At 50.7% G+C, this 11,305-nt stretch carries 10 protein-coding genes and 5 tRNA genes; all 15 read right to left on the minus strand.

Going from position 1 to position 11,305, the window contains the following annotated elements:
* Positions 1-16 precede the first annotated feature (16 nt).
* The 15 genes from rpoB to ACKI3C_RS00710 all read right to left on the minus strand — a co-directional run bounded on the left by rpoB (position 17) and on the right by ACKI3C_RS00710 (position 10,954).
* A complete protein-coding gene (rpoB, locus tag ACKI3C_RS00640; RefSeq protein WP_407401072.1) occupies positions 17-3,823 on the minus strand; it encodes a DNA-directed RNA polymerase subunit beta in 3,807 nt (1,268 codons plus the stop codon).
* An 805-nt stretch (positions 3,824-4,628) separates the two neighbouring features.
* Positions 4,629-5,000, minus strand: a complete 372-nt coding sequence (gene rplL / locus ACKI3C_RS00645; protein WP_407401073.1) for a 50S ribosomal protein L7/L12 — start codon at positions 4,998-5,000, stop codon at positions 4,629-4,631.
* 35 nt (positions 5,001-5,035) lie between these two features.
* A complete protein-coding gene (gene rplJ / locus ACKI3C_RS00650; RefSeq protein WP_407401074.1) occupies positions 5,036-5,560 on the minus strand; it encodes a 50S ribosomal protein L10 in 525 nt (174 codons plus the stop codon).
* Positions 5,561-5,581: 21 nt separating this feature from the next.
* The gene (gene rplA / locus ACKI3C_RS00655; RefSeq protein WP_407401075.1) at positions 5,582-6,277 is read right to left on the minus strand and encodes a 50S ribosomal protein L1; all 696 of its coding nucleotides are present in this window, start codon (positions 6,275-6,277) and stop codon (positions 5,582-5,584) included.
* A gap of 14 nt (positions 6,278-6,291) precedes the next feature.
* Entirely contained in the window at positions 6,292-6,735 is a 444-nt protein-coding gene (gene rplK, locus ACKI3C_RS00660) for a 50S ribosomal protein L11 (RefSeq protein ID WP_407401076.1), read from the minus strand.
* Positions 6,736-6,803: 68 nt separating this feature from the next.
* Positions 6,804-7,415 carry a transcription termination/antitermination protein NusG gene (locus ACKI3C_RS00665; RefSeq protein ID WP_407401077.1) on the minus strand — a complete coding sequence of 204 codons (612 nt, stop codon included), beginning with the start codon at positions 7,413-7,415 and terminating at the stop codon, positions 6,804-6,806.
* Between the two features lie 78 nt (positions 7,416-7,493).
* Positions 7,494-7,691 (minus strand): preprotein translocase subunit SecE, encoded by a 198-nt coding sequence (secE, locus tag ACKI3C_RS00670; RefSeq protein ID WP_407401078.1) that lies wholly within the window; start codon positions 7,689-7,691, stop codon positions 7,494-7,496.
* A gap of 18 nt (positions 7,692-7,709) precedes the next feature.
* A tRNA-Trp gene (locus ACKI3C_RS00675) sits at positions 7,710-7,782 on the minus strand.
* Positions 7,783-7,855: 73 nt separating this feature from the next.
* The gene (tuf, locus tag ACKI3C_RS00680; protein WP_407401079.1) at positions 7,856-9,046 is read right to left on the minus strand and encodes an elongation factor Tu; all 1,191 of its coding nucleotides are present in this window, start codon (positions 9,044-9,046) and stop codon (positions 7,856-7,858) included.
* 120 nt (positions 9,047-9,166) lie between these two features.
* Positions 9,167-9,238 (minus strand) — tRNA-Thr (locus tag ACKI3C_RS00685).
* A gap of 14 nt (positions 9,239-9,252) precedes the next feature.
* A tRNA-Gly gene (locus ACKI3C_RS00690) sits at positions 9,253-9,325 on the minus strand.
* A 12-nt stretch (positions 9,326-9,337) separates the two neighbouring features.
* A tRNA-Tyr gene (locus ACKI3C_RS00695) sits at positions 9,338-9,420 on the minus strand.
* 15 nt (positions 9,421-9,435) lie between these two features.
* Positions 9,436-9,509 (minus strand) — tRNA-Thr (locus ACKI3C_RS00700).
* Positions 9,510-9,750: 241 nt separating this feature from the next.
* On the minus strand, positions 9,751-10,044 hold the full coding sequence (gene hpf / locus ACKI3C_RS00705; RefSeq protein WP_407401080.1) for a ribosome hibernation-promoting factor, HPF/YfiA family: 294 nt from the start codon (positions 10,042-10,044) through the stop codon (positions 9,751-9,753).
* A 1-nt stretch (position 10,045) separates the two neighbouring features.
* Positions 10,046-10,954: a tyrosine-type recombinase/integrase gene (locus ACKI3C_RS00710; RefSeq protein WP_407401081.1), complete on the minus strand. Its 909-nt coding sequence runs from the start codon at positions 10,952-10,954 to the stop codon at positions 10,046-10,048.
* Positions 10,955-11,305 lie beyond the last annotated feature (351 nt).

The following is an 11,305-nucleotide window of genomic DNA, read 5'->3' on the forward strand; positions in this document are numbered from 1 at the left end:
ATATTGAGGTGATAATTTAATCAAGTTTAACTTTCAGGCACAGACCGCGCAGCTCGTGCAAGAGCACGTTGAGAGACTCGGGAATTGACGGGGTGGGCATTGCGTCACCCTTGACAATAGCCTCGTAAGCCTTGCTGCGGCCTGCCACGTCGTCACTCTTCACGGTGAGGATCTCCTGAAGGATGTGTGATGCGCCGAATGCCTCGAGCGCCCAAACCTCCATCTCACCGAAACGCTGACCACCGAACTGGGCCTTACCGCCGAGGGGCTGCTGAGTGATGAGTGAGTACGGACCGATTGAACGTGCGTGCATCTTGTCCTCTACCATGTGGCCGAGTTTCAAGAAGTAGGTCACGCCCACTGTTGCCTTCTGGTCGAAGGGCTCGCCGGTTGCACCGTCATAGAGCTGTGTGCGTCCGCCGCGGGGCAGACCAGCCTTGTCGGTCCACTCGTTGAGGTCGTCGAGGCTTGCACCATCAAAGATGGGGGTTGCAAACTTAACGCCCATTTCACGGCCTGCCCAGCCAAGTACGGCCTCGAAAATCTGACCGAGGTTCATACGTGAGGGCACACCCAGCGGGTTGAGCACGAGATCGACGGGTGTACCATCGGCGAGGAAGGGCATATCCTCCTGGCGCACTACGCGCGACACGATACCCTTGTTACCGTGGCGACCTGCCATCTTATCGCCCACACCGATCTTGCGCTTCTTTGCCACGTAAACCTTGGCAAGCTGCATGATGCCTGAGGGAAGCTCGTCGCCTATTGAGATGTCAAACTTCTTGCGGCGAAGCTCGGCGTCGATGGCCTTGCTCTTGCGCAGGTAGTTCATGATGCAGGTGCGTATCAAGTCGTTGCGGTGAGCATCGGTTGTCCACTTGCTCAGGTTCACTGACTCGAAGTTCTCAATGTTCTTGAGCACATCGTAGGTGAATGTCACACCCTTAGCCACAACCTCGGTGTCGAGATAGTCCTTCACGCCCTGTGAAGTCTTGCCCTCGGTGAGCACTGCGAGCTTGTCGAGCAGGATGCCGCGCAGTTCTTCCTGGCGTGCGCTATACTGCTCGTCGAGCTTCAGGAGCTCGGGATCGCCGCCGCGGGTGCGCTTGCGTATCGCACGCTTGAACAGGCTGGTGCCGATGATGACACCCTTGAGCGAAGGATTAGCCTTGAGTGAAGCGTCCTTGACGTCGCCGGCCTTGTCGCCAAAGATTGCGCGAAGCAGTTTCTCCTCGGGAGTGGGGTCGCTCTCGCCCTTGGGGGTGATCTTACCGATGAGGATGTCGCCGGGGATCACATGAGCACCCACGCGGATGATACCACGCTCGTCGAGGTCCTTGGTAGCGTCCTCGCTCACATTGGGGATATCATTGGTGAGCTCTTCCATGCCGCGCTTGGTCTCACGCACCTCGAGTGTGTACTCATCGACGTGAACCGATGTGAGGATATCCTCGCGCACCATGCGCTCATTGAGCACGATAGCGTCCTCATAGTTGTAACCCTTCCAGGGCATGTAAGCCACCTTGAGGTTGCGTCCCAGAGCGAGCTCGCCGTCCTCGGTCGAGTAACCCTCGGTGAGGATGTCGCCACGCTCAACGCGCTGTCCGCGGTTGCAGATGGGGCGCAAGTCGATAGTGGTGCTCTGGTTGGTCTTGCGGAACTTGGGCAAGCGGTATTCCTTAACGGGCTCGTCAAAGCTGATGAACTGCTCCTCTTCGGTGCGGTCATAGCGTATGCGAATCACGTCGGCATCTACATATTCTACCACGCCAGCGCCCTCAGCCTGAATCTGTGTGCGACTGTCATAGGCCAGGCGTTTCTCGATGCCTGTACCCACGATGGGTGCTTCGCTGCGCAGCAGGGGCACTGCCTGGCGCATCATGTTGGCGCCCATGAGTGCACGGTTAGCATCGTCGTGCTCCAGGAAGGGAATCAAGGCAGCAGCGATTGATGCAATCTGCTGGGGAGACACGTCCATGTAATCCACCTGACTTGGACCCACTACGGGGAAGTCGGCGTCGAGGCGAGCCTTGATGCGCTGCTTCTGGAATGTGCCGTCGTCGTCGAGAGGTGCATTACCCTGAGCGATGATCTTGCCTTCCTCGGCCTCGGCGGTGAGATAGACGATCTCGTCGTTGTTCAAGTTCACCTTCTGGTCGGTAATCTGACGGTAGGGTGTCTCGATGAAACCTAACTTGTTAATCTTAGCATAGACGCACAGTGACGAGATAAGACCGATGTTGGGGCCTTCAGGAGTCTCGATGGGGCACAGGCGTCCGTAGTGTGTATAGTGCACGTCTCGCACCTCAAAGCCCGCACGCTCACGAGAGAGACCGCCAGGACCAAGGGCCGACATACGGCGCTTGTGGGTGATCTCGGCCAGAGGGTTGGTCTGGTCCATGAACTGCGACAGTGCATTGGTGCCGAAGAACGTATTGATAACTGATGAGATAGTCTTAGCGTTGATCAGGTCAAGCGGGGTGAACACCTCGTTGTCGCGCACGTTCATGCGCTCACGGATGGTGCGTGCCATGCGAGCCAAGCCCACGCCAAACTGGTTGTACAACTGCTCGCCCACAGTGCGCACACGGCGGTTGCTCAAGTGGTCGATGTCGTCAACGTCGGTCTTGCTGTTGATCAAGCCGATGAGGTACTTGATGATCTCGATGATATCGTCCTTGGTGAGGGTGCGGGTCTCCATGGGGATGTCCATGTTGAGCTTCTTGTTGATGCGGAAGCGGCCCACGTCGCCCAAGTCATAGCGCTTGTCGCTGAAGAACAGATTCATGATCACCTCGCGTGCGCTAGCATCATCTGGTGGCTCCGCGTTGCGCAACTGGCGATAGATGTAATTGATCGCCTCCTTCTCACTCTTACAAGTATCCTTGTTGAGGGTGTTGAAGATAATCTGGTAATCGCTGGTGTTGACCTCCTCCTTGTGCACGAGGATAGTCTGGACGCCACTCTCGAGAATCTCGTTGACGTTCTCTTCCTCAATCACGGTGTCGCGGTCGATGATCACCTCATTGCGCTCGATAGAGTAAGTCTCGCCTGTGTCGGTGTCAACAAACTCCTCGTTCCACGACTTGATGATGCGGGCAGCAAGCTTGCGGCCTATCGCTTTCTTGAGATTGGTCTTGTTGACCTTGAGTTCCTCGGCCAGACCAAATATCTTGATAATGTCATTGTCAGTTTCCAGACCTATCGCACGCAGCAATGTGGTTACCGGCAATTTCTTCTTGCGGTCGATGTAGGCATACATCACGTTGTTGATATCGGTCGCAAACTCAATCCATGAACCACGGAAGGGGATGATGCGCGCCGAGTACAACTTGGTGCCATTGGGGTGAAGGCTCTGGCCGAAGAATACGCCAGGCGAACGGTGAAGCTGTGACACAACTACACGCTCTGCACCATTGATCACAAAGGTGCCTTTCTCGGTCATGTAGGGGATGGTGCCCAGATACACGTCCTGCACCTCGGTCGCGAAATCCTCGTGATCGGGGTCGGTACAGAACAACTTCATCTTCGCCTTCAAGGGTACACAATAAGTCAAGCCACGGTCAAGGCACTCCTCAATCGTGTAACGCGGCGGGTCAATGTAGTAGTCAAGGAATTCAAGAACAAAGTTATTGCGAGTGTCCTGGATGGGGAAATTCTCGCTAAACACTTTATAGAGTCCCTCGTTTTTCCTTTTTTCAGTTGGTGTATCTAACTGCAGAAAATCTCTGAATGATTGTAATTGCACGTCAAGGAAATCGGGATAAGGATACGGATTCTTGACACGTGCAAAATTTACGCGGGGTTGTTTAGAAACTGACATTGAAAAATGTTTTATTGGCGGGCTCTTGATAATACCTGCCCGACCTCGAAAGGGCAGGGGCAGTAGAATCCACAACACGCCTATAGTGAACTCAATTTATATTTATCAGGTAACTACTGCCGGCATACTGCACCATGACTTCGGCGACATCTTCGCATCTGTCATCCGGAGCAGCCTGCCTGCCTATATCACACCATCTCAACATCCACTAGCACAACAAATCATGCTTGCTCCACGTGTCAAACAGAGGTGAACCAGAGGCATTGCAGCCATATATAGGCAACAAATCCTACCAGCCTCGCTCCATTTTTTCATTCGCCCTGTTGAGTCCAGCCATTGCGGCCTGTCCCGGCCAGCTTGTGACCGTCAACCCAACTGAGAGGGTGCTTGCGGCACCATGCGGGGTTAGCATTCCTGTCGAGGTGCTGACGCTTCTGCCGAGCGGGCTTTCGTTCCCGGTTGCTGCGGCATATGTTTCCCGGCGCCGCAAGCAGCAACCGTCTTCATCGCAGCCATCACCTCTGCTATTGTTCTATAGATGTGAGATATGCAATATATCCTAGTTATATCAGGGACCAAACCCTGATTCTTGTTAAGAGCTCTGTGTTCCGCCGCCACCACAACAACCTACATTATTGCAGGCCGGGGGGCATGCCGACTACCGAGTCTCAATACTTAAAAATGCGGAGCCCGTAACCAGCCGGAAATGCCGTGTTCGCCACAGGCTCCGATTTTTGACGCAAAAAGGTTAAGAATCAACATCTACATGAGATTCTTAACCTATACACCTGAAAATCAGGCGTTATTATTTAAGCTCAACTTCAGCACCGAGGCCTTCGAGTTCAGCCTTGAGACCCTCAGCACCAGCCTTGTCAAGACCTTCCTTGATAGTGCTAGGAGCACCGTCAACGAGATCCTTAGCTTCCTTCAGACCAAGACCGCAAAGTTCTTTCACCTTCTTGATCACCTGGAGCTTGCTAGCACCAGCAGCCTTGAGAACTACGTCGAAAGAAGTCTTCTCTTCTTCCTGTGCGCCAGCCTCAGCACCACCAGCAACTACTACTGCAGCAGCAGCGGGTTCGATACCATATTCGTCTTTCAAAATTTGAGCAAGTTCGTTAACTTCCTTAACTGTAAGGTTAACTAATTGTTCTGCAAAAGCTTTTAAATCTGCCATTGTTGTATGGAATTAAATTGTAATTTTTGTTGTTATTATGCTTCTGGATTTGCCTCGGGAGCAGCTTCGCCTTCACCCTCGCCATCCTTGTTCTGGAGAGCGCCGATAACACGCTGTGCAGGTGCCTGCAGCAATGCGATAACGTCGGCAATGAGCTCGTTCTTGCTCTTGAATGCTGCAAGCACGTTCAGTTGGTCATCGCCAACGAAGAATGTCTCCTCAGCATAAGCAGCCTTGAGCGCGGGAATGGTTTCCTTGCGACCGCGGAATTCCTTAATCAGTTTAGCAGGAGCGTTAACGGTGTTGCTAAGCATCAGCGTTGTTGAGCCTGCGAGTGCGCCATAAAGACCTGAGTAGTCGATATCCAACTGCTCGAGTGCCTTCTTAAGCAAAGTGTTCTTAACAACCATCATCTTCACGTCGTTCTTGAAAGCAGCACGACGGAGCTCGGTGGTCTTCTCAGCGTTCAAAGAGGTAGTCTCAGTCAAGTACAGTACGCTATATTGAGCAACTGTCTCCTTGATCTTCTCTATCATTAAAGTTTTATCTTCCTTCTTCATTTTTCTTCAATAGTTTAAATGTTAAGCCTCAATTGACTTGGTATCAACCTTAATACCCTTACTCATTGTGCTTGAAAGATAAATACTCTTGATATATGTACCCTTAGCGGCAGCAGGTTTCAACTTGATCAGAGTCTGGATGAATGCCTGAGCGTTCTCCTTAATCTTCTCGGGAGTGAACGAAACCTTACCGATTGAGGTGTGGACGATACCACCCTTGTCGACCTTAAAGTCAATCTTACCTTGCTTTACTTCCTTTACAGCCTTAGCTACATCGGGAGTCACAGTACCGCTCTTGGGGTTCGGCATGAGGCCACGGGGACCCAGCACGCGACCAAGGGGACCAATCTTACCCATGATCTGAGGTTGTGTGATTATTACATCTATGTCGGTCCAGCCACCTTTGATCTTCTCGATATATTCGTCGAGACCTACATAGTCAGCTCCGGCTTCTTTAGCAGCAGCTTCAGCGTCGGGGTTACAGAGAACCAAAACGCGAACTTCCTTACCAGTACCGTGGGGGAGTGAAACCACGCCACGTACCATCTGGTTTGCCTTACGAGGATCTACACCAAGACGTACATCGATATCGGCAGAGGCATCAAACTTTGTGAAAGTAATCTCTTTCAACAGAGCTGCAGCTTCCGCAAGGGTGTAACTCTTCCCAGCTTCAATCTTCTCGGCAGCTAACTTTTGATTTTTAGTAAGTTTACTCATTTCAATTGAAGTTTTTAAACGTTTTCAGGGAATTGACCCTTTACAGTGATACCCATACTTCTTGCTGTTCCAGCTACCATACGCATAGCCGAGGCTACAGTAAAACAGTTCAAATCAGGCATTTTGTCCTCAGCAATCGCCTTAACCTGGTCCCAAGTGACACTAGCAACTTTCTTGCGGTTAGGTTCACCTGAACCACTCTTCACCTTAGCGGCGTCGAGCAACTGTACCGGAACGGGACTTGTCTTTACGATGAAGTCAAAGCTCTTGTCGGCGTAGTATGTGATCACTACGGGAAGAACCTTTCCGGCGCTCTGTTGGGTGCGGGCATTGAATTGCTTGCAAAACTCCATGATGTTAATACCCTTAGAACCCAGAGCGGGACCTACGGGAGGTGAAGGATTTGCTGCTCCACCCTTAATCTGCAATTTGATCTGTCCAGCAATTTCTTTAGCCATTGTTCTTGTTTTTATTTTGTTAGTTAAAAACGTAGCACGATCTCTGACCTGATAGTAACAGTTTCAAGTCACTCGCGCTCCACTTGCGAATTGTCCAACTTGAGTGGTGTCTCTCGGTCAAACACTTTGACAATAACTGTGAGCTCATGACGCTCCTGGTTAATCTCGCTGATTTCACCATGAAATCCGGTGAAGGGACCATAGTTCACCTTTACCTTCTCGCCCACGATGTAGTTGTATTCAACTGCATCACTTGCCGCAACCTCCTCGGCTGCACCAAGCATGCGGGCGATTTGTGCCTCGGGCACAGATTCGGGCTGCTTGCCTCCCTTGCGAGATCTTACGAAGTCAATCACGTTAGAAGTGTTCTGGAGGAATGTCTCGGTGTCACCTAATTCATACTTGTAATTAACTGACAATACCTTACCGTCCTTATCCTTCTCGTAACTGTCCACGACTTTGTGAAGAGCTAACTGCACAAAAACATAACCCGAAAAAAGATTGCGCTCTTTTTGCACTTTCTTTCCAGCTCGGGTTGTGTAAACCGTCTCGGTGGGAACCAATACCTTACAGATGTCTTTTCCCAAGGTGTCAGGGTTGTTCTTGCATGCTGCTTCAACTAACTCCTTAACCTTTGTCTCTTTACCAGAGATGGCACGTAAAATGTACCATTTTTTCATACTTTCAGCCATCGATTCTTTTACCTTTGATAGTTCTTGTCTTGTGTTTACCCACTATGTCAGTCTCAGTCCCTAGTCTTATGCAAGACCATAAACCAAGTGCATAGCCTGATCAATGCCGAGATCCACAAGCCAGATTAATACAGAGAGTATGATGGAAGCTACCATAACAACAACTGTACTATTGGCTAATTCACTCTTAGTGGGCCATGTAACCTTATGAACGAGTTCGTTATAAGATTCCTGAATATCCGCAAATAGTTTAAATTTTTTCATTTCTCGTTTTATTCTTAGCACGGGAAGTAAGACTCGAACTCACGACCTACGGTTTTGGAGACCGTCGTTCTACCAACTGAACTATTCCCGTAAATTAAAATAAGACCGGCTTTCCAGCTTGCCGGTTTCACCGGTCTTATCTTATTTTGTTTAGAATCTCGTTATTAGTCCTCGAGAATCTTAGTGATCTGGCCTGAACCTACGGTGCGGCCACCCTCACGGATTGCGAAACGAAGACCTTCGCTGCATGCAACGGGAGTGATGAGCTTAACGTTGATCTCAACGTTGTCACCGGGCATAACCATCTCAATGCCTTCGGGCAGAGAGATCTCACCAGTTACATCAAGAGTACGGATGTAGAACTGGGGACGATACTTGTTGTGGAAAGGAGTGTGACGGCCACCTTCTTCTTTCTTCAATACGTAGATTGAAGCAGTGAAGTGATCGTGAGGCTTAACCATACCCGGGTGGCAGATAACCATACCACGCTTGATAGTCTTGTAGTCGATACCACGGAGGAGGAGACCTACGTTATCACCAGCTTCACCCTGATCGAGGAGCTTGCGGAACATCTCAACACCTGTTACAACTGACTTCATCTCAGCACCGAGACCCATGATCTGAACCTCATCGCCCACCTTGATGATACCAGTCTCGATACGACCAGTAGCAACGGTACCACGACCTGTGATTGAGAATACGTCCTCGATAGGCATCAAGAAGGGTTTGTCGATGTCACGGGGAGGCAGGGGAATCCACTCGTCAACAGCGTTCATGAGCTCCATGATCTTCTCAACCCACTGGGGATCCTCGTTAAGACCACCAAGAGCAGAACCCTTGATAACGGGAGTGTTGTCACCGTCAAATTCGTACTCAGAGAGGAGTTCGCGAACGTCCATCTCAACGAGCTCGATCATCTCCTCATCAACATCGGGAGAGTCACACTTGTTCAGGAAGATAACCAGACGGGGAACGTTTACCTGACGAGCGAGCAGGATGTGCTCACGAGTCTGGGGCATAACGCCGTCAGTTGCAGCAACTACTACGATAGCACCGTCCATCTGAGCAGCACCAGTTACCATATTCTTTACATAGTCGGCGTGGCCCGGGCAGTCAACGTGTGCATAGTGGCGGTTCTGTGTCTCGTACTCAACGTGAGCGGTGTTGATAGTGATACCACGCTCTTTCTCCTCGGGAGCGTTGTCGATTGAGTCAAATGAACGAACCTCAGCACCTGTGATCTTTGCCAATACAGTAGTAATAGCAGCAGTCAGGGTAGTTTTACCGTGGTCAACGTGACCGATCGTACCGATGTTTACATGCGGTTTTGATCTTTCGAATTTCTCTTTTGCCATAACTTAGTTATTTGTTGATTAAATGATTAACTTTTTCTTGTCTTTTCTACATATTATTCTTCGCCCCTTTTTGATACTTGTCGCATCTTGAAGTGGCGAAGGGTTTCCAATATGTCTTTGAGCTGATGGCGGGATTTGAACCCGCGACCTCTTCCTTACCAAGGAAGTGCTCTACCCCTGAGCTACAGCAGCATTGTTTCTTTTAGAGCGATAGACGAGGCTCAAACTCGCGACCCTCAGCTTGGAAGGCTGATGCTCTATCAACTGAGCTACTATCGCATTTTTTTTAAGTGGGTAGAGATGGATTCGAACCACCGAAGGCTGATGCCAACAGATTTACAGTCTGCCCGTTTTAACCACTTACCTATCTACCCGAACCTTTTCAGGTGAGCCTCCAGTCGGATTCGAACCAACGACCCCGAGATTACAAATCACGTGCTCTGGCCAACTGAGCTATGGAGGCGTTGAATAGCACATTCGTTGCTATTGCGGGTGCAAAGTTACGCATATTTTTTGATTCACCAAACATTTCAGTGCTTTTTTTTGAAAAAAATATTTTTTTGCATCCCGGAACACGTCGACGCAGCCTGTTGCGGTGACGTTGCCGCATGAGCAGCAAGTGCGTGCCGTCCTTGAAGTTGTGCGTCTGCTTGGGGTGGGGTGGGGGCGCACTGTGTGACCGCCCCCAGGTTACACCCCATTGCTTATTTGTCTTTTTTTGACTTTTCGAGCTGGCGCTTGAGTGCATCGACGCACATATCTACTGCTTCCTCAAAGGTGTCGGCCACCTTGCTTGCAAACAGGTCGCCCTGCTGGGGGGCGTTGAGCTTGATCGATGCTTCTTTGTTCATCGCTGTCTCGGGCTTAACTACTTTGAGTGTTACCTCGATGGCGTTGATCTCCTCGTTGTGCTTGCTCAATTTTTCAACTTTCTTGTTGATGAACTGTTCCAACTTCTCGGTTGCGTCAAAGTGGATTGAATTGATAGTTACGTTCATATTATTCTCCTTTCTTTAATGCCCTTGGGTGGGCGTGTTTATAATTCTCTTTTAGTTGGTTAAACGTTATGTGCGTATAAATCTGCGTTGTTGCCAGCGACTCATGCCCTAGTATTTCTTTCACGCTCTCGAGCCCTGCGCCCGAGTTGAGCATGACGCTTGCAAATGTGTGCCTGAGCACGTGCGGGCTCATCTTGCGCGACCCGCCCACTCGCGCGAGGTTGCTGTGCACGATGTTATAGACAAGCGACGGATACAGCTTGCCTCCGCCGGGCCTGACGAAGAATTCCTCGTCGCCCACATGGAGCTCTTGCCTCAAGGCGCGGTAGGTCTCTATCCACTGTGCCAACTCGTGGCCGAAGGGTATCACACGGTCCTTGTCGCGCTTGCCGTGCACTCGCAGCTCGCCTTTGCCGGTGTCCACGTGAGCGTCAAGCAGGCCTATGAGCTCGGCGCGTCGCATTCCGGTCTCGTAGAGCATGAGCATCACCAGCCGGTCGCGCACTGCGGTGAAGTCGCTGCGGTCTATTTCCTCATCGAGCAGGGCGTCCATGTTCTGCGTCCTCACGTGGTCGGGCAGGGGCTTGGGGGTGCGTGCCAGTTCCACGTCGGCGGCAGGGTTCTCGGCCACCAGCCCGCGTTTCATCAGATACCTGAACAGTGCCCTCACGCTTTGCACCTTGCGTCGCAACGTGCGTGCGCAGTCGCCGGCATCGGCGCGTTGCACCATCCACATCCTCACGTCGGCGGCTTCGATCGTTGCCAGATCGAGCTCGCGCGCTCCGCCGCCAGTCACAGCTTCGCACCATTGTTTCAGGTCGTTGCGATAGGCAGCGACGGTGAGCTGTGAGTAGTTGAGCTCGTGGCTCAGGTACTGCAAGAATTGCTCTATGGTGCTATGCATGGTCATGTGGCGCGCTATGAGTTTATGTATCGATAGCGAATTTACGCATTTTTCTGCCGACTGCCAAATGTTTTTACCTTTTTTTGCAAAAAAAGCGATAGACGCGATACCTATATATAAATAATCGCGTCCACAATGTGCGGGCGCGATTATTTAAGGTGGGTTCTATTGATTCTGAGAAAAGTTTAGGCAATGATATACTTGTTGACTATAAAAATTTATTGCTGTCCGATAAAAATCGGGATTTGATTAATTCTATTGGTTAACTGCCTGTAAATAGGCATTGGTCTTGTAATTCTCAAAATTGGGCCCCTCTTCTTGTGGGAAGAGCTCCAGTTGGGGCGATATGTCATCCTC

It is taken from the genome of Sodaliphilus sp., from assembly GCF_045598405.1.
In the GTDB taxonomy this organism is placed as follows: domain Bacteria; phylum Bacteroidota; class Bacteroidia; order Bacteroidales; family Muribaculaceae; genus Sodaliphilus; species Sodaliphilus limicaballi.